This is a genomic window from Sorangium sp. So ce1014 (assembly GCF_051521505.1).
In the GTDB taxonomy this organism is placed as follows: domain Bacteria; phylum Myxococcota_A; class Polyangia; order Polyangiales; family Polyangiaceae; genus Sorangium.
This window is the reverse complement of the sequence record NZ_CP150356.1, coordinates 5,435,695-5,455,000: the sequence shown is the minus strand read 5'-3', so window position 1 is coordinate 5,455,000 and position 19,306 is coordinate 5,435,695. Positions and strand designations below refer to the sequence as shown.

At 71.8% G+C, this 19,306-nt stretch carries 11 protein-coding genes; 4 read left to right on the top strand and 7 right to left on the bottom strand.

Annotated features, from left to right (window positions below):
* Positions 1–409 precede the first annotated feature (409 nt).
* On the top strand, positions 410–5,332 hold the full coding sequence (locus WME75_RS20820; RefSeq protein ID WP_437493514.1) for an Lhr family helicase: 4,923 nt from the start codon (positions 410–412) through the stop codon (positions 5,330–5,332).
* Between the two features lie 167 nt (positions 5,333–5,499).
* On the opposite strand, the gene WME75_RS20815 is transcribed toward WME75_RS20820, so the two are convergent.
* On the bottom strand, positions 5,500–5,802 hold the full coding sequence (locus WME75_RS20815; RefSeq protein ID WP_437493511.1) for a KGG domain-containing protein: 303 nt from the start codon (positions 5,800–5,802) through the stop codon (positions 5,500–5,502).
* An 844-nt stretch (positions 5,803–6,646) separates the two neighbouring features.
* On the opposite strand from WME75_RS20815, the gene WME75_RS20810 reads away from it, so the two are divergent.
* Together WME75_RS20810 and WME75_RS20805 are read left to right on the top strand one after the other, a co-directional pair.
* On the top strand, positions 6,647–7,855 hold the full coding sequence (locus WME75_RS20810) for a hypothetical protein (RefSeq protein ID WP_437493509.1): 1,209 nt from the start codon (positions 6,647–6,649) through the stop codon (positions 7,853–7,855).
* Between the two features lie 416 nt (positions 7,856–8,271).
* A complete protein-coding gene (locus WME75_RS20805) occupies positions 8,272–8,544 on the top strand; it encodes a hypothetical protein (protein WP_437493507.1) in 273 nt (90 codons plus the stop codon).
* A gap of 88 nt (positions 8,545–8,632) precedes the next feature.
* Here WME75_RS20805 and WME75_RS20800 read toward each other — a convergent pair whose 3' ends face one another.
* Positions 8,633–9,271 carry a response regulator gene (locus tag WME75_RS20800; RefSeq protein ID WP_437493504.1) on the bottom strand — a complete coding sequence of 213 codons (639 nt, stop codon included), beginning with the start codon at positions 9,269–9,271 and terminating at the stop codon, positions 8,633–8,635.
* A gap of 213 nt (positions 9,272–9,484) precedes the next feature.
* Between WME75_RS20800 and WME75_RS20795 the strand changes: the two genes are divergently transcribed.
* On the top strand, positions 9,485–10,396 hold the full coding sequence (locus WME75_RS20795) for a lysophospholipid acyltransferase family protein (protein WP_437493503.1): 912 nt from the start codon (positions 9,485–9,487) through the stop codon (positions 10,394–10,396).
* Between the two features lie 178 nt (positions 10,397–10,574).
* On the opposite strand, the gene WME75_RS20790 is transcribed toward WME75_RS20795, so the two are convergent.
* The 5 genes from WME75_RS20790 to WME75_RS20770 all read right to left on the bottom strand — a co-directional run bounded on the left by WME75_RS20790 (position 10,575) and on the right by WME75_RS20770 (position 18,966).
* Positions 10,575–11,327 carry an ABC transporter ATP-binding protein gene (locus WME75_RS20790; RefSeq protein ID WP_437493500.1) on the bottom strand — a complete coding sequence of 251 codons (753 nt, stop codon included), beginning with the start codon at positions 11,325–11,327 and terminating at the stop codon, positions 10,575–10,577.
* Between the two features lie 43 nt (positions 11,328–11,370).
* The gene (locus tag WME75_RS20785) at positions 11,371–12,969 is read right to left on the bottom strand and encodes a hypothetical protein (RefSeq protein ID WP_437493497.1); all 1,599 of its coding nucleotides are present in this window, start codon (positions 12,967–12,969) and stop codon (positions 11,371–11,373) included.
* A 244-nt stretch (positions 12,970–13,213) separates the two neighbouring features.
* Positions 13,214–14,473, bottom strand: coding sequence for an alpha/beta fold hydrolase (locus WME75_RS20780; protein ID WP_437493494.1), 1,260 nt, complete (start codon positions 14,471–14,473; stop codon positions 13,214–13,216).
* 700 nt (positions 14,474–15,173) lie between these two features.
* Positions 15,174–18,677 (bottom strand): metallophosphoesterase, encoded by a 3,504-nt coding sequence (locus WME75_RS20775; RefSeq protein WP_437493492.1) that lies wholly within the window; start codon positions 18,675–18,677, stop codon positions 15,174–15,176.
* Positions 18,678–18,828: 151 nt separating this feature from the next.
* The gene (locus WME75_RS20770) at positions 18,829–18,966 is read right to left on the bottom strand and encodes a hypothetical protein (protein WP_437493489.1); all 138 of its coding nucleotides are present in this window, start codon (positions 18,964–18,966) and stop codon (positions 18,829–18,831) included.
* Positions 18,967–19,306: the final 340 nt, after the last annotated feature.

The following is a 19,306-nucleotide window of genomic DNA, read 5'->3' as shown; positions in this document are numbered from 1 at the left end:
GCGAATGGGCTGCGCCGGGCGCGTGTGATCTGGCGTGCGTTCGTGTCGGGGAGATACGGGAGAGCGGCGAACCTCGGCGGGATCGTCTCGAGCCGGGCTGCGTGCTCCATGCAGCAGGCTGCTGGCTGCAGGATGCAGCGGGCGGGATGAGAGAGGGCATTTTAAGCAGCCCGGCCCCCGTGGAGGGCGCTCGCCGGGCGGCGCGGGAGCCCCGCCGACTCGCCAGCTGCAGGGCAAGCCGCTCGCGCGGCCTTCCGGCCCGCACCGGGAGCAGTTGCGTCAGGTCTCCCCGTGAGGGATGCCTCTTGCACCGCCCGCAGCCCCCCGCTCAGGAAGGGACCGCGCGAAGACAGACGCACGGACGAAGCGCCGCGCTCGACTGGCTTCCCGCGCCGCGCAAGCGCCGCCGATGGCAAAGAAACGCTCCCCCGCACCCGATCCGCTCGCCCGCTTCCACCCCGCCACCCAGGCGTGGTTCCGCGGTGCCTTCTCGGCACCCACCCCCGCCCAGGCTCAAGGCTTCCCGCCCATCCTCGACGGCGCCTCCACCCTGCTGCTCGCCCCGACAGGCTCCGGCAAGACGCTCGCCGCCTTCCTCGCGGCCATCGACCGGCTCATGGCCTCGCCCGAGCCCGACGCCAACGAGCGCTGCCGCGTCGTCTACGTCTCACCCCTGAAGGCGCTCGCCATCGACGTCGAACGCAACCTGCGCGCGCCGCTCGCCGGCATCGCCGCCGCCGCCGAGCGGCTCGGCCTGCCGTACCGGGTCCCCCAGGTCGGCGTGCGCTCCGGCGATACGGCGCCCGTGGACCGCGCCCGGCTCGCCAAGAAGCCGCCGGACATCCTCATCACCACCCCGGAGTCGCTCTACCTCCTGCTCACCGCCGCCGCGCACGAGCGGCTGCGCGCCGTCGATGCCGTCATCATCGACGAGATCCACGCGCTCGTCGCGACGAAGCGCGGCGCGCACCTCGCCCTGTCCCTCGAGCGGCTCGAGGCGCTCCGATCGGCGCCCCGACCGATGCAGCGCATCGGGCTGTCCGCCACGCAGCGGCCGCTCGACGAGGTCGCGCGGCTGCTCGGCGGCGGCGAGATCGACGGCGCCGGCGCGCGCTTCGCCCCGCGGCCGGTGACCCTCGTCGACGCGAGCGCGCCCAAGGCGCTGGAGCTCCGCATCGAGGTGCCCGTCGAGGACATGACCCAGCTCGGCGAGGCGGCGCGCGCCGGCGAGGGGCCGCCCAAGGGGCCGGCCGAGCCGGCGCAGCGCTCGATCTGGCCGAGCATCCACCCGCGCCTCGTCGAGCTCGTCCGCGCCCACCGTACCACGATGATCTTCGTGAACAGCCGGCGCCTCGCCGAGCGCCTCGCCGCGGCCCTCAACGACACCGCGGGCGCCGAGATCGCGCTCGCCCACCACGGATCCATCGCCCGCGAGCAGCGACAGCAGATCGAGGAGCGGCTCAAGGCCGGCCTCCTGCCGTGCATCGTCGCGACCTCGTCGCTGGAGCTCGGCCTCGACCTCGGCGCCGTCGACCTCGTCATCCAGCTCGAGGCGCCGCCCTCGGTCGCCGCCGGGCTCCAGCGCGTCGGCCGCGCCGGGCACGAGGTCGGCGGCACGTCGCGCGGCATCGTGTTCCCCAAGCACCGCGGCGACCTCCTCGCTTGCGCCGCGGCCGCGTTCCGCATGCGCGAGGGCAAGGTCGAGGCGACCCTCTACCCGAGGAACCCGCTCGACGTCCTCGCCCAGCAGATCGTCGCCATCGTCTCGATGGACACCCTCCACGTCGACGCGCTCTTCGCGCTCGTCCGCCGGGCCGCGCCCTTCGCCGACCTGCCGCGCGCGAGCTTCGAGGGCGTGCTCGACATGCTCTCCGGCCGCTACCCCTCCGACGAGTTCGCCGAGCTCCGGCCCCGCATCGTCTGGGACCGCGTGGGCGGCGCCGTGCGCGCCCGCAAGGGCGCGAAGCGCCTCGCCGTCGTCAACGCCGGCACCATCCCCGACCGCGGCCTCTACGGCGTCTTCCTCGACTCCGGCGGCGACGCGGCGCAACCCGGCCGGCGCGTCGGCGAGCTCGACGAGGAGATGGTCTTCGAGGCCCGCGAGGGCGAGGTCTTCCTCCTCGGCGCCTCCTCGTGGCGCATCACCGACATCACCCACGACCGCGTCCTCGTCGTCCCCGCGCCGGGCGAGCCGGGCAAGATGCCGTTCTGGCGCGGCGATCAGGCCGGGCGCAACGCGGAGCTCGGCGCCTCCATCGGCGCCCTCGCGCGCCGCCTCGCTTCGCTGCCCGACGAAGAGGCCGAGCGCGCGCTCGCCGACGAGCACGGCCTCGACGAGCGCGCGGCGAGGAACCTCGTCCGCTACGTGCGCGACCAGGCCGCGGCCACGGGAGAGGTCCCGAGCGACCGCGCCATCGTCCTGGAGCGGTTCGTCGACGAGGTCGGCGACTACCGCATCTGCCTCCTCTCGCCGTTCGGCGGCCGCGTGCACGCCCCGCTGTCGATCTGCATCGCCGAGAAGTGCCGCCTCGAGCTCGGCCTCGCCGTCGACACCGTGTGGACCGACGACGGCATCGTCCTGCGGCTGCCCGAGTCCGAGTCGCCCCCCGAGGCGAAGCAGCTCCTGCCGCAGGCCGACGAGGTCGAGGACCTGCTCGTCCGCGGCCTCGGCGACACCGCCCTCTTCGCCTCGCGCTTCCGCGAGTGCGCCGGCCGGGCGCTGCTCCTGCCGCGCAAGTTCCCCGGCAAGCGCTCGCCGCTCTGGGCCAAGCGCAAGCGCGCCGCGGACCTGCTCGCCGTCGCGTCGCGCTACGGCTCCTTCCCCATCCTGCTCGAGACCTACAGGGAGTGCCTGCGCGACGTCTTCGACCTCACGGCGCTCGAGGACCTCCTGCGGCAGATCGCGGCGCGCAAGGTCCGCGTCGTCACGGTCGACGTCCGCGCGCCCTCGCCGTTCGCGGCCACGCTGCTCTTCGCGTACGCCGGCAACTTCATCTACGAGGGCGACCTGCCGCTCGCCGAGCGGAGGGCGCAGGTGCTCGCCATCGATCACGCCCGCCTGCGCGAGCTGCTCGGCGAGGCCGAGCTGCGCGAGCTGTTCGACGCCGACGCCGTGCTGGCCCTCGAGGCGTCGCTCCAGCGCCTCGACGGCCGCGCGCCGATCAAGCACGAGGACCAGCTGCACGATCTGCTGCTCTCGCTCGGCGATCTCACGCGCGACGAGATCGCCCGGCGCGCGGCGGGCCCCGATCCCGCGCCCGAGGCGGCCGGCGAGGGCGCCGCCGCCTGGATCGACGAGCTCGTCCGCGACCGGCGCGCCATCGAGGTCCAGCTCGGCGGCGAGCGCCGCATCGCCGCCGCCGAGGACGCAGGCCGGCTGCGCGACGCCCTCGGGGTGGTGCCGCCGCCCGGCCTCCCGATCGCGTTCCTCGAGCCGGTCGCGGATCCGCTCGGCGAGCTCGTCGCCCGCTACGCGCGCACGCACGGGCCCTTCCGCGCGGACGACGTGGCCCGGCGTTTCGGCCTCGGGCCCGCGCCGGTCCTGGCCGCGCTCGCGCGGCTCGCCGACCGGGGCCGCGTCATCGAGGGCGAGTTCCTCCCCGGCGGCCACGGCCGGGAGTTCTGCGACGCCGAGGTGCTGCGCTCGCTGAAGCGCCGCTCGCTGGCGCGGCTGCGCGCCGAGGTCGAGCCGGTCCCGCCCGAGGCCTACGCGCGCTTCCTCGCCGACTGGCACGGCCTGAACCGCCGCCGCCGCGGCCTCGACGGCCTGCTCGCGGTGCTCGAGCAGCTCCAGGGCGCGCCGCTCTCGGCCTCCGCCCTGGAGGCCGAGATCCTGCCCGCCCGCGTCGAGGGCTACCGCCCCGGCGATCTCGACGCCCTGTGCGCGGCCGGCGAGGTGCTCTGGCGCGGCGTCGAGCCGGTCGGCGACGGCGACGGCCGCGTCGCGCTCTACCTCGCCGAGGCCTATCCGTACCTCGTCCCGCCGCCCGGCCGCGCCGAGGGGCCGCTGGCCGAAGGGATCCGCGCCGCGCTCGCGCGCCGCGGCGCGCTCTTCTTCTCCGACCTCTCGCGCGAGACGGGCGCCTTCGGGGCCGACCTGCTCGCGGCGCTCTGGGATCTCGTGTGGGCCGGCGAGGTCACGAACGACACGCTCGCCCCGCTGCGCGCCCTCGGCCGCGAGTCCCGATCGAGCGGCCGGCGGCGCGACCGCGAGCGTCCCGCGTCCGGCCTCGCCGGCCTGCGGGCGCGCCGGATCGGCCCGCCGGGCAGCGAGGGGCGCTGGTCATTGCTGTCGTTCCCCGGCGCATCCGGCGCGCCTGCCGGCGCCTCGGGGGTGCCCGGCGCTGCTGCCGGCGCGCCCGGCGAGACCGAGCGCCGCGCGGCGCTCGCCCGCGCGCTGCTCGAGCGCCACGGCGTGCTCACGCGCGAGGCGGCGGCGGTCGAGGGGCTCGCGGGCGGCTTCTCGGCCGTGTACGGCGTGCTCCGCGCCATGGAGGAGGCCGGTCAGGCGCGGCGCGGTTACTTCGTCGCCGGGCTGGGCGCCGCGCAGTTCGCGGTGCCCGGGGCCGACGATCGGCTCCGGGCCTGCCGCGAGCCGTCCGACGAGCCGCGGACGCTCGTCCTCGCGGCCACGGATCCGGCGAGCCCCTGGGGCGCCGCCGTCCGCTGGCCCGAGCTCGCCCCGCGCGCCGACAACGCGCCCGACGCCGCGGTCCGCGGCCCGGTCCGGCCACAGCGAGCCGCCGGCGCCCTCGTGATCCTCCACGATGGCCGGCTGCTCGCGTGGATGGGCCGCACCGAGCGGAGCCTCACCACCTTCCTGCCCGAGGCCGAGCCGGAGCGGGGCGAGGCGATCCGCGCCATCGCGTCGGCGCTCGCGGCGCTCGTCGCCGAGGGGCGGCGGCGCGCGGTGCTCGTGGCCACGATCGACGGCGAGCCGGCGCACGGCTCCCCCGTGGCGCGCGCGCTGGCGGAGGTGGGCTTCACCTCCGGGGTGCACGGCTACCTCAAGCGCGCCCCCACGCCCGAGCGCGGCCCGTGGCGGCCGCGGCAAGCGCCCGCGAACGCGCCCGACTGGGCCCGCCGCGCCGCCGCGGCGGGGCTCGACGCTCAGGGGGATGAGGTCGACGGCTTCAAGCCGCCGCCCGGGCTGCGCTCGTGGCCGGCGGGGCCTCCGGCCGGCGGATGGCGGATGGCGCCGCCCGCCGGCGCGACCGAGGGCGGCGCGCCCGCGGCCGACGGCAGCGCGCCGGACGACGGCGAGCTCGACCTCGATGACGACGACCCGGCGATGTTCGAGGACGGGGCGGGGATCGACGACGGCCCGGAGTGACCGTCGATGGGGCGCGGCTGCGGGGGCGCCGTCCGCCGTGCGCACGCCTCCTGCCAGAAAGGACCCCCGAGCAACCAGGAAAGGAAAGGGAAGGCCCTTCGTGGTTCCTCGGCGGCTCTTCGTGGTTCTTGCGACGCTGGAGGGATCTCGAGCGGCGCCGGGACGGCTCAGCCTTGCTGGGGCTGTTCGTCCGCGGTCACGTGCTGAGCGTGGCTGGCATCGCGGCTCTTCCGGCTCCCGTTCCCCTGGCTGCGCGCCTCGGCGCCCTTGCGCCCGATCTCGGCCATGTGCTCGCGGTTCTGGCTGACCGTCTCGCCGCCCTTGCGGCCCGCCGCGCGCGCTTCCTCGGACGTGAACTCGTGCGCGGTGCCCTTCTCATGCGCCGCCTTGCCGCCCTGGCTCGCGATCTGACGCTGCTGCTCTGCGTTCATCGCCGCGAAGCCCCGCTTGCTCTCGCTGATCTGTCCCATGATCCACTCCTCGCATTGATTGCATCGTGAACGTCACTCGACGATCGTGACTACCTGCTGCCTAGCCACATCGCACCGGCGGTGCCGGCGACGCTGGACGGTGGTGCAACGCGGGTGCCAGACGCGAGCGTTCGGACGAATCCGACGATGCGTCGAGGCCGGACACCCGATGACCACCTCGACAGGGCGCGTACCTCTTCGAGGGCTCGATGCGGCAAACTGCCTCACTGTGCGTGCGACCGTGCGCAGCTGCCTCAGCCGCTGCGGGCTCAGCCGCCGCACAGCCGGGATGACGCGTCGCGCATTCTGATTTTCTCGTTGCAATCCTCCGATGGCCTCTATCGGCTCATCGAACGAGCCGGCGAGATGACCTGTCGTCGACACGTGACACGAAGGGCGCACCGTGCGCGCCTAGGGTATCTCCCGAGCACACTGGCGACTCCGAGCGAGAGAACCCGCGTTTCTTGTGCCTCGCCGGCCCGTGCGCCGCGCCGAGCTGCTTCCTGTGAGACTGCTAATTTTCATTGTTATGGCTAGCGTCTCGCTGAGCCACCGAGGTCCTTGACGGGCGTGTCGCGCGGCCAGGGAAGCGGTGCTGGCGCGTCGCGTCTTGACATCACGACCCCGCTGCCGCTTCTGTTGCGTCGCATCATCATTTCGGCGCTGGGGCCTGCTGAGGGGCGTTGCCGGCGGCCGGGGTGGCGTGCAGGAGATCCTCACGATGGCGCTTCCGATTCCGGGGGCTCGGCTCGACGAAGGCCAGCTCATCTCACCGAATACGACATCCTCGCCTCGCCGCGCGCGCGGCCGCTCTCCGGGCGCCGCTCGTGGCGCGGGCCTGCTCGTGCTGCCCCTTTCGCTCCTCGCTGGGTGCGGCGGGTCCACCGGCGCGGCGCCCGCGGAGAGCCCTGCGCCGAGCGCCGCGCCCGCGGCGCAGGCGCCTTTCGATCTTGACAAGGCCCTCGCCCGCGAGGTCGACGAGCTGCCGGCCCACGAGGTCCGCGCCGCGGACTGGTCGGCGCGCGCGTTCGGGGCAGGGGAGCCGCAGATCGAGCAGAAGGAAAAGCTCGTCGCGATCACCATCCCCCTCGGCACGGGCAGCCCTGTCGAGTGCTTCGTCTACAGCGCGATGCTCGACTCGGGAGAGGTGATAAGGAATTTCGTCGAGCTCCTCGATCCGGCCAAGGTGGAGGTCTCCCGCGTCGTGCCCTGGGAGGTCAGCGTGCACCGGGAGAGCCCCGCGGTGTTCGTGCAGGCCCTTTACGTCGCTCCGACCGCCGCCGGCAAGGCGGCCGGCCTGCTCAAGATCGCGCTGCACGCGGACAGGGCGCACCCCATCGCGTGCCTGCACGACGAGGTCGGGTATGTCCGCACGTTCGAGCGGCTCGCCAAGGGGATCTTCGACTCGTTCGACTCGAAGAGCGCTGCGCCGAGATCCGAGTACACGGACACGGTGATCCTGCGCATCGGCAAGGTCCCTGTCGGCTTCGAGACGAGCGATCTGTTCAAGGACGAGGGCGGCCAGCGGCGATGGCTCTCGCGCGCGGCCACCCTCCTGCCGCGAGACCCGACGTCGCTGCACATCGAGGATGATGCGTCGAACGTGCTCATCGACGCGCAGGGGCGCCTCAAGGGAGGCGTCTGGATCGAATCGGAGGGGGGCAAGACGAACCACCGGATCGAGCTGTCGCAGAAGACGAACTATCAATACGAGTACTCGGGAGAGGTCGAGGGCAAGAAGGTCCAGGGGACGTTCACCCCCTCGGCCAAGGCGTGGCTCGCGTCGCCTGTCGCCACCGCCTCGGAGCTCGCCCGGCGTCTCAAGAAGGGGCCGTTCGACCTCAAGCAGCAGGAATACATGCCTTCCATCGATCCGACAAAGCCCGTGGACGTCCAGTACGCCCGCGACGCGTCGGGCTCGGTCACGGTCTCTCTCGGCACGATGCGCCTCGTCGGCAAGGTCGCGCCGGACGGCCGCCCGGAGGCGTTCGAGCTCTCGCCCGGCCCCCCCGGGTTCACGCTCCAGCGGGCCTACGCCAGGGGCAAGCTGTAACCCTCCGCGTCCGCGTCACGGCGGCTCGCCGATCCACTGCCCGGCGAGCGCGAGCGTCCGCGCGCTCTCGCGGCAGGCCATCCCCGGGTCGCGAAGCACCGGACCGACCTGGCGCGCTCCGCTGGGCCTCGCTGACGCATCGAGCCATTCGAGAAGATGGATCCGATGAACGTTCGTCCACCCCGGTGTGCTTGCGTCCCGTCGAGAGTGTCTTTCCTGGGAGGCGGGCCCGGGATGGCGGCAGCCTGAACACATCGTGGCCTGGCGTTCCCTGGGGACAGGTAAGTGGGGTTCAGGCGCAGGATGAGCAGAGTAGGGAGGGCCCGTCATCCAACCGGCGAGCGACATCCCGGTACAGCACAAAAATCATCGCCGAAAATTAGGCACTTCACGGGAACGCTTTCTAGGGTGCTCTCATGGACAAGAAAATTTTAGCCGCAACCCTCCTGCAGGCGCTTGCCGTTGCCCAGCGCGAAGGACGCGCCGAGACCCTGGAGACGCTCGTCGAGAAGCTGTGTGTTCGCCGCAGAGATATCCGCAGCACGCTGACCGTCCTCCATGGTCAGGGCATGCTGGACGTGCTCCGCATGCGACTCACGCTCTCGGGGTTCGCCATCGGCTCGGCGTTGATCGGAGAGACGCTGCCGGCGCTGAGGGCCGCTCCTCGGGCCGCCACCGCGGCGGCGTGAGCGCCGGCGCAGCCGCCGCGCCGCGTTGCTGTAGGGGCCGTGAGGGAGCGCCCGGAGCCCGCCGGGCGCTCGCCCTCGAGGGGGCCGCCTACGCCTCGACGAGGCCTGATCGCACCGCGAGGCGGGTCAGGTCGGCCACGCTGTGCGTCGCCACCTTCGCGCAGAGGCGCGCGCGGTGGGTCTCGACCGTCTTCACGCTGATCGAGAGCTGCGCGGCGACCTCCTTGGCCGAGTTGCCCATGGCGAGCAGGCGGAGCACCTGCCGCTCCCGGTCGCTCAGCGCGGCCACCATGTCTCCCTGGGCGGCGGCGTCGCGCCGCTGGAGCGCGCGCACCATCGCCGCGCTCACGTCCGGCGACACGACCGTGCGCCCTCGAACGACGGTGCGCAGCGCCTCCATGAGATCGGCGAGCCGGCTCTGCTTGGACAGGTATCCGTCGGCGCCGGCCCGCATCGCCTCGGCCACCCGGAACTCGTCCCGGTGTATCGAGAGCACGACGACGCGGAGCTCTCCGATGCTCTTGAGCTCGCGGATGAGCTCGACGCCGCTGCGGTCGGCGAGGCCGAGCTCGATCACCGCCACCTGACAGCGGCGGCTCTCCTGCGCTCGGAGCGCCTCCTGCCCGCTTCCAGCCTGAACGACCTCGCTCACCCCTGGCTGTGACGCGAGCGCGAGCGCGAGCGCCTCCCGAACGACGTTCTGGTCATCGACGAGCAGGATATTCATGTCGAAACCCCCCTTGCCAAAGGGCCTTGTAACAGAATGCTTTGATCTCCACGAGCCTGTTTTCTCGGTAAGGAGCCGCCTGGCGAGCGCTATTTCATTTCTGCGGAGCTCCTGTGGAGCGGCCCTGGCTCCTCGCGGAATCGCCTTGGACGAGCGAGGAGGGCAACGATGCCTCTCCCTCGGCCGTTATGTTTGCGGTAGATAGCCTGCCTCATGCCTGGCCTGCGCGGAGCTCTCCTCTCCCGTTTACGACCTGACTCGGCCTTCTGGCGCCGCGCGCTCGCCGCGGGCGTCACGCGCGGGCCGGAGCCCTGGGTGCGCCACAGCCCTCCGGTCTTCGGCGTGCTCTTCGCGGCCGCGCTCCCCGAGCTGCGCCGTCGCGTCGAGGAGAACCTGCGCCGCGTGCGCGGGCCGCGGCCGCGCCTCGTCGACCTGCTCGACAGCGCCGCGGTGTTCGCGACCTACGGAAGCTGCATCACCGAGGCGCTGCTGCTCGCGAGCGGCCGTGGTTACACGGTGGAGCGGCGTTCCCTGGGGGTCGAGCATTACCGTGCGTGTGCTGCGGCTGGCCGGGGTGTCCTCATCGTCACGGCGCACACGGGTGGCTGGGACATTGCCGGCCAGATCCTCGGCGTTGTGCACCCTGGGGGGGTCATGCTGGCGATGCAGCGCGAACGGGATGCCGAGGCGCGCGCCATCCAGGATGCGGCGCGGCAGCGCGCCGGCGTCCAGGTCGTGCACATCGGCGACGGGCCCCTCGACGCGTTGCCGCTGCTCAAGCACCTGCAGCGCGGCGGCGTCGTCGCGATGCAGATCGACCGCGTGCCGCCCGGGATGCGCAGCCGGGAGGTCGCCTTCCTCGGCGCCCGCTGGCGTGCGCCCGAGGGGCCGATCGCGCTCGCCGCGATGAGCGGCGCGCCGATCCTGCCGGTGTTCACGCACCGCCTGGGTTTCCTCGAGTACGAGGCGGTCGTGGCCCCGCCGATCTGGCTCGCCCGCCGGGCGACCGAGGCGGAGCGGGACCGTGCCGCGTCCGAGATGATGGCCGCGATGGAGCGCTTCGTCCGCGCCCACCCCACGCAGTGGTTCCACTTCGCCGGCGACGGCCCGGTCGCGCCGGCGTAGAGCGAAGCCCGCAAGGGGCGCGATGGACACAGGAGAGGCAATGAATCGTGTCCCTGTTCGCGATCCATTGGGGCTCCCGCCATTCAACACCCTGCTTCCTCGGCATCGATGGTCTTCAACCATCCTGACAGCCGCGCTGGCGGGTCTTGCGATCTGGAGCGGTGTTCGGACGAGAAGACTAGAGCGGCCCCTCGGTCAACCCATGCACGAACTGCCGCACGCGCGGATCATCGCTCGCCTTCGCCTGCTCGGTGGTGCCGTCGAAGATGAGCCTCCCGCGGTAGAGCATCCCCACCCGGTCCGTCACCGTGAGCAGCCGGTCGAGGTCGCTCGACACCATCACCACGGTGGCGTTCATCGCCCGCTGCTCGGCGCGGAGCAGGTCGAAGATGCGCTGCGACGTCACCGGATCCAGCCCCGCCGCCGGCTCGTCGTAGAGCACGATCTCGCCCCGCGCGATCGTGGCCCGGGCGACGCCGACGCGCTTCTTCTGGCCGCCGGACAGCCCCGCCGGCGTCCGGTCCTCGAACCCCGCGAGCGACACCACGCGGAGCCGCTCCGCGACGCGCTCCTCGATCTCCTCCTCGCTCAGGTCGTAGAGCCGGCGCAGCGGGAACGCGATGTTCTCCCCGACGGTCATGTAGTCGAACAGCGCGTTGTTCTGGAACAGCATCCCGAACTTGAGGCGGAACGCCTGGAGATCGAGCTCGCTCAGCGCGTGCACGTCCTTCCCGTCGACGACAACGCGCCCGCGATCCGGCCGCAGCAGCCCCGTGATCATCTTGAGCAGCACGCTCTTGCCCGAGGCGCCCGGCCCGATGAGCCCGTACAGGCAGCCGGCGGGCACGTCGAGGTCGACGCCCCGGAGGACGGGCATGCCCCCGAAGTTCTTCGTCAGCTGCTCGATCTGGATCATCGGTCGCGTGGACACGGTCGCCGGGGAGGGGCGCGCGCGCCCCCGTACCCTACCCCCGTTACTTCGAGGAGAACGTCGTCCGCGCCACATCCAGCCGCGGATGGGACGGGAACGACATCCCGCGGATCTGCCCGGAGATGCACGACGCGATGGTCGGGCTCGACGGGCTCGTCGAGATGGTGACCCCCACGGCGCGGCCGTTCTGCACGGCGGCGCAGACGCTCACGTCCATGGTCGACGGCACGCCGCACGCGTTCAGGTACGTGCCGCGGTTGAGCACGTTGCCGTAGGCGCCCGCCGTGAGATCGGCCGGCCCGTTGTTGCCCAGCTTGTACTCCTCGACGTAGCGCGCCTGCGCCGCCTCACAGCTCATCCCGGTGCCGAGCGTCGGGTAGCTGCCGCCGCCGCTCGGCCGCGCCCCGCCGCCCTGGCGCGCCGCCTTGGCGCTGCCGAGGCCGGCGTCGACCTCGATCGCGATGCGGTCGGTCGCGCCCTGCACGGCGAGCTCCTGCTCCTTGTGGCTGCGCTCGCGGTACCACCAGCCCGCGCCCGCGGCGAGGATCACGCCCATCAGCGCCATCCCGAGCAGCGCCTTGTACTGCGTGCCCTGCTTCTCGGCCGACACCACGGCGTCGAGCGCGCGCTTCTCCTGGACGATGTCCCGGTTCAGCTTCGCCTGCTCGGCGAACGGCGCGAACTCCTCCCAGTCCTGGATGGCGCGCTCCTCGCTGGAGAACGTGTCGCGCAGCACCTGGTCGCCCGTGAAGGAGCCGGACGCGACCTGCTGGAGCAGCTCCACGGACGAGAACGGCCCGTGGTCCATGCCGTCCTTGATGACGACGTACCGCGGCCGCGTATCGGACTCGAGCGCGGCCTTGAGATCCGCGAGCTTGCGCGTCGGATCGTCGCCGTGCAGGCGCGGCGGCTGGTTGACCGGGATCGCGACAGCGAACGGTCCGTCCCCGGTCACCGACTGGATCCTCGGCAAGGACGGCGCCGACGGGATGTGCCCCTCTGCGTGCCCGTTCGGCGGCATCATGGAGAGATTGATGTCGACCTCGAAGTCCCCGTCGCCGTCGAGGTGCGACGTATCGGCGCTCGGCGGCTGCACCGAGGCGGCCGGGACGATCTGGTAGAGCGCCTGCGCGAGGGCGGCGAGGTCCGCCGGCCGGTGCTTCGGATCGGCCACGAGCGACTTGCCGAGCACGGTTTCCAGCGCGGGCGGCAGGTCGGGGATCACGTCCGCCGGACGCCGCATCCCCGGGCCGACGCTGGCGTTCGTGAGCAGCTCGTAGAGGATGGCCCCGATCGCGAAGACGCTCGCGCGCGCGTCGCCTTCGCTGCCCTTGCGCTCCTCGGGCGCGAGGCAGGCGCGGTCGCGCGGCAGGAGAGGTGGGGTGTGCGCGAGCTCCTCGATCAGCTGGAGCGCGCCGCCCGCGTCGTAACCGAGGCACGAGGGGTGGACGAACATGGTCCGCCCCTGCGCGTGCAGCGCATGGAGCTGCGTGCAGAGCGGCACGACGAGGGCGACGGCGTCGCGGACGTCGAAGCGGCGACCGGTCGCGCGGCGCGACTCCATCTCGGCGCGGAGCGTGCCGGCGGGGATGGACATGCCGACCGGCAAGGGGGTGAGAATGACCTGGACCTGAGCGGACATCGGGGAGCAACACTACGCCAACACGCGGGGTCTGCTCAACGCCGCACCGCAACGTTGCAGTGTCGACGTTCGACGAAGCTCGGCGCCGACGTGGGATGAGCAGTGGGAGCGTGCACTTGCGGCGTCAGCGTCCGTCAGCGCGCGTTTGGGTCCGCTCGTGTCGGTTTGCATCCGCTCTTGTCCGTCAGCGCGCGCTTGCGTTCGGGTGCGTCGGCCAGCGTGCGTGAGCGTGCGTCAGCGCGCGTCAGCGTGCGTTTGCGTCGGTCTGCGTCCGGGTGCGCTCGGCGGCGGTGTCGGCCGCGGCGGCGTCGGCGTCGATCGCCAGGACGTGCCCCGCGAAGAAGCGGAGCAGGTCGGTCTCGCGCGATTTCGGCCAGCGCGCGTGGTTGATGGCGCCCTTCTTGGCGGAGCATCGGTTCCTGAGCGCGCAGTGGGGCTCGTCCCTGCTGGCCTCGTCGAGGCGCAGGAACGAGGTGTGCGCGGAGAGCGCGTCGCGCGCGCGCAGCCACCGCTCGACCGACTCGCACGAGAACATGTCGTCGCACGCGCGGTAGATCGCCATCGCGGGCGGGGGAGGGCCGGGGCACGCCCACTCGGCCGGCGGCGCGTTGCTGCCGAAGGTGGCGAACGCCGCGACGCGGTCCGCGCGCATCATCGCGTACGTCGCCGCCATGTGGCCGCCGTAGGAGCCGCCGAGCGCGTAGATGCGCCGCCGGTCGACGAGCTTCTTCTCGAGCAGCTGGTCGACGAAGGCGTCGACGGTCGCGACGTCGACGTTGCCCTCGCCGGTGAACTCGACGTCGAACGGCGCGACCGCCGTGTACATCTTCGTGCCGCGCTCGCGCTCGGCCTGGCTCGGCGTCTTGAAGGCGCGGCCCTGGGGCGCGAGCACGATGAAGCCCGCGTGCGCGGGGTCGCCGGTCAGGTTCCACGTGGCGCCGAGCTTGCGCAGGCCGGTCTCCTTGTCGACGCTCGTCGGGTTGTCGCCGTCGGCGTGGAAGAAGACGATGAGCGGCAGCGGCGCGCGCGTCTCCACGCCGCTCGGCGCGATCACGCAGGCGTAGCGGGGCGACCCCTCAGCGTCGCGCGTCTCCAGCACCTGGGCGCCGCGGCAGGGCGGCCTGCCGAGCGTCTTGCGGAGCTCTCGTCCCGGGCGCCCCTGCTCGGCGACGCAGCGCCCTTCGCTGGGCGGCCTCGCCGCGGGCGGCTTCGACGGCGGCGCGGCCGCGCTGGCCGGACCGGTCGCGCGGGCGCCTGCGTCCTGCCGCGCCGCCGCCGGCCGCGGCGGCCCGCCGTCGGCCGCGGCTCTGCCGGCATCCCGCTCGAAGACGCCGAGCAGGTCGCCGCCGTCGACCCCGGACGACGGCGTGGAGCAGGCCGCGACGATCCATGCGGCGGCGATCCACGCCGCGGTGGCGGTGAGCAGAGCGCGGCCGCGCCCGGGGCCGGGGAGATTCGGCGTCCAGGTGCGCCGCGCGCGGAGCCCGGGTCGGGGTCGAGGCACGGGCGTACTGTAGTACGACGTCGACCGAGCTCCGCCCGGGATTTCTCGCCGGGGACCGCGGGCGGCTCGGGGGATGCTGCGCACGCGAGGCGCTCGGGTGCGGACGGCGCCCGCGCTCGACCGCCATGATCCTCTCGGCGACCCTCACCGCCGGCACGGGGATGCGCGCGACGCCGGCATCGGTCGCTGCGATCGCCTGCTGCGCCGCGTTCCCCAGACGGGAAGGCGCGTACATGCTTCACACGAGCGCGTGGGGGTCCGTCACGTACTCCGGGATCACGTTTAGGTGCCCCAGTCATGGCCGCAGGCTGGTTATCCCTATCGAAAGTATGTCCTGCGCCGTTTCCCTTTCGTCGTGTTCTTCAAGACAGAAGGCTCTGCGATCCAGATTGTCGCGTTCGCTCACGCGAAGAGGCGGCCGGGGTACTGGATGCGACGCTCGAGCCACTGATAGGTCTCCTGATCACCTCCCGCTTGCAGCCCTGGCCTCGGTTGTCCCGCTGGCAGCGAGCCGATCGCGGAGCGCGCCGGAGGGGCGTGCCTCTGGCCCCCGAACGCTCCCGCGGTTCAATTGGGATCAGTGATCGTTTCCGGCTCGACGACCGGCGTGGCGGCCATCCGGGAGCTGCGCGAGAGCTCCGCGGAAATGGGGAAGAGTCACGGACGGACGCCCCGGGAGTGTTTGGGCCCAGCAACGGGCTCAGCGCGGAAGGCCGTGGTGCTGCTGGATCCGGCGGATCTGGTCGGCCTCCGGAATGCGTAGGCCGACCGCGGCGGAGTAGGCGAGCTTGAGGAGGTCGGCGGCATCGCCTCGGTCACCGGAGGCGTTGCGGGCGAGAAGGTTGAGCGCAATGTCGACGCGTGCGATGAGAATGTCTCGAGTGGCACCGAGCCGCTCGAAGACGGGAAGCTCTTCTTCGCGTCGTATGCGCAGCGCCTCGTCGAGCTGGCCTCGGGCCTGGGCGATGTCGGCGATCTTGCCCAAGGTCACGGCGCGCGAGCGCACGTCCCCGAGCCGCTCGTAGACGGGAAGCTGCTCTTCGCGTCGTATGCGCAGCGCCTCGTCGAGCTGGCCTCGGGCCTGGGCGATGTCGGCGATCTTGCCCAAGGTCACGGCGCGCGAGCGCACGTCCCCGAGCCGCTCGTAGACGGGAAGCTCTTCTTCGCGTCGTATGCGCAGCGCCTCGTCGAGCTGGCCTCGGACCTGGGCGATGTCGGCGATCTTGCCCAGGGTCACGGCGCGCGAGCGCACGTCCCCGAGCCGCTCGTAGACGGGAAGCTGTTCTTCGCGTCGTATGCGCAGCGCCTCGTCGAGCTGGCCTCGGGCCTGGGCGATGTCGGCGATCTTGCCCAAGGTCACGGCGCGCGAGCGCACGTCCCCGAGCCGCTCGTAGACGGGAAGCTCTTCTTCGCGTCGTATGCGCAGCGCCTCGTCGAGCTGGCCTCGGGCCTCGAAGATATCGGCGATCTTGCCCAAGGTCACGGCGCGCGAGCGCACGTCCCCGAGCCGCTCGTAGACGGGAAGCTCTTCTTCGCGCCGTATGCGCAGCGCCTCGTCGAGCTGGCCTCGGGCCTCGAAGATATCGGCGATCTTGCCCAAGGTCACGGCGCGCGAGCGCACGTCCCCGAGCCGCTCGAAGACGGGAAGCTCTTCTTCGCGCCGTATGCGCAGCGCCTCGTCGAGCTGGCCTCGGGCCTCGAAGATATCGGCTCGGCAGCTCACGGCGAGCGCGGCACCCCGCTCATCCCCCCTGGCCCGGTCCACTTCCAGTTTCCGCTCTGCCGCATCTGCGGCGCTGTCCATCGCGCCCATGCGCTGCGCCACGTTTGCCAGCGTCCAGAGCAGGTCTGACTGCTCCTTCGGGTCGTTCCGCTCCCCGAGCCCCCGCGCGCAGAACTCCATCCACACGTGGAACGGGCCGTTCTGTATCGCGTACTGTGAGCCTGCCCGCTCCACCCGCACCACATCCTCCCCACTCACCCACCCAAGCCATGCCGAAAGCGCCCCCGCTTCGCATGTCACCTCTTTCCACGGCTGTTCCGCCTGCTCCCGCAACCGCTTGACGAACCATTCGGTCATTCGACCCAGCACCGCGGCCTCATCCGCGCCCCGCTGCAGCCATTCCGCGAGCAGCGGATGGATCCGCCAGGCATCGTCCTCCCTCTCCTCCGCCGGCATCACCAGGGAGAGCTTTCCCGCTGCGTTCATCAACCGGCCGAAATCCACGGCGGAGAGCCCGGCGAGCGCCTCACCGAGGCTTCGCCCGAACCCGCCGAGCGGCGCATGCCCGAGCGCGAGCAGCCCCGCGACAAGCGCGTCCGCGTCATCCCTGAGCTGCCTGTTGAGCAATGCCAGCGAGAGCGAGAAGGTCCGGTGCAGGTTCGCCCGCCGTGGATCCTCCTGGAACAGCCTGTCGCCCGGATGGTTTGGGTCGAGATCGAACCCGCTACGCCGCAGCTCCGCGAGAAACGTCCCCGCATCATACCCGCCCTCGCGCAAGTACCCGGCTGCGAGGTGCAGCGCCAGCGGCAAGCGTCCAAGCTCCCGCACAAGGCGCCCGAGCTCCTCCCTCTTTCCCCGCACGCGCTCGGGCGGAAGCTCCGCCTCGATCTGCTCCAGCGCTGTCGGCTCGTCGAACTCCGCTACCGGAACACGCACCCAGTCCGCATCATTTCCGAGCCCCTTGTAGCGGCCTGTCACGATCATCGGACAGCCCCGCAGCCACCTTGCGAGCCGAACGACCGCGCCCGCCGCCGCCTCACTGTCCACGTTCTCCACGTGCAGGAGCGTCAGCGGCGCGCGCAGCCGGTCGCGCACGCGCGCAGCCATCTCCTCCGGTCGGGTGCGCAGGAGCAACCGATCCGCGATCCGCCCGAGCAAAGCGGTCGAGAGAGGATCCGCCGCGCGGCTCTCTTCCGGCTGGAGTGCGATGAGCACCGTCCCACCCGGGAAATCGACGGCCCGATCGATCCGGAACTGCTCCGCGAGGTACGACTTGCCCACGCCCGGCATTCCCTGGATGGCGCAGATCGCTGCGGGCTTGCGCTCGCCCGCGCTGGGAAGGAGGGCCTCGGCAATACGCCGCAGCTCCTCTCGCCGCCCGACGAAGACGCGGCCACGCGCGCAAGATGAGGGTGGAGGTACAGACGGAGGACGTAGCTCCCATCCGAGGCGGCCGATCGGTGCCTCTGGGTACAGGCCTCCATCATCGAACCAGAAGCCCGTCCCGCGATCGGAGAACCCGCGCAGCCGCACGTCGTAGCGCTTCGGCTTTCCCTCGTCGTCCAGCGTCACGTCGAAGAGGTGGCAGGCGTTCCGCCAGGTATTCGCAAGGTCCCCCTCGTAGAGGCACCCCGCCGCGACCTGCCGCAGTACCTGCCCGGGGCCCGCCCATGCGGCGAGCTCCTCAAGATGCAGGTGCCCGCGCAGGACCAAATCCACGTGTCTGGCAAGCAGGTCGCGGCAACTGTCGGCGTCCCGGAGATCCGTGAGCGGATGGTGCATGAGCGCGAGCCGGAAACCCGGCAGGGTCTTGCCATCCTCGCCCGTAACGTGGCGCGCCACCTGATCCTCGGTGAGCAGGAGATTGCCGCTGTCCGCCGTGTCGCCGCAGAGCCACGCCGAGTCGAGACCGATGACCTGCACGTCGAATGGCCAGCCAGCCACGCGCACGCAGTAGCCGAGCCGCCGGTGCAGCGAGCGATCCGGCAGGAGGGCCTCACGCCCGATGGACGACAACCACGCACGGAACGCTGCCCCTCGCTCGAGGACCTGCTCGCGTTGCTTGTCCCGCAATCCCCGGGGCGTATCGCCGCCCCGTAGCCAGCGTGACCTCTCGATCGCAGGTACGTCGAGCAGCAGGGCGCGCAGCTTCTTCCACGCCGCCTGGTTCGTCTTGCGATGGATGTCGTGGTTTCCTGGGACCACGAAGAACCGCTCTTTCGATACGTGGAGCCGCCCGAGCATCGCTTCCACAAACTCTGTCGCTGGCCCGTACTCCTCCGGGGTCCCGTGGTTGGCGACATCGCCCGTGAAGCAGACGAGATCGATCGGGATCCCGTCCTCCACGAGATCATCGAGGTTCCTCTCCCACGCCTCACCGAGTACGCGCCGCCTGCGCCAGCCCTCCGTTTCGCGCGGTCCGCGCACGTGGAGATCCGAGATGTGCAGGACTCGCAACCTGTGCTCGCGCTCGTGGACCATGCTCCTCCTACGAGGTTATCAGGTCCGGCGTGCGCTTCAGGAACGTTCCTCGGCGACGTCGCCTCGCGGTGCCCAGCGCGTCGACCACGGGGCCTCCGGGCAGGCCGGTGAAGCATCGCCAGAAGGGAGGCCGCGGCCGTCTCCGCCTCGCTCAATCCAATGCGCGCCGGACGTCGTCGGGGATTGGTGCATCGAAGTCGTCTTTGATCTTGATCTGCCCGAGCAACCCGCCCGCGACCGGTGCGACCCGAGCCGGCGGCTGCGCTTCGCCGAGCGCGGTTTGCTCCAACGTGCCGCCGGGAGGCGATCGGCGCGAGCTGGGATGCGGCAGAGGGCCACCGACCGGCGATTCAGGTAAGATGTCTTACTTCGGTGTGCCGCCGGGGGGCGATCGGCGCAAGCTGGGATGCGGTAGAGGGCCACCGACCGGCGATTCAGGTAAGATGTCTTACTTCGGTGTGCCGCCGGGAGGCGATCGGCGCAAGCTGGGATGCGGTAGAGGGCCACCGATCGGCGATTCAGGTAAGATGTCTTACTTCGGTGTGCCGCCGGGAGGCGATCGGCGCAAGCTGGGATGCGGTAGAGGGCCACCGACCGGCGATTCACGTAAGATGTCTTACTTGTTGGCG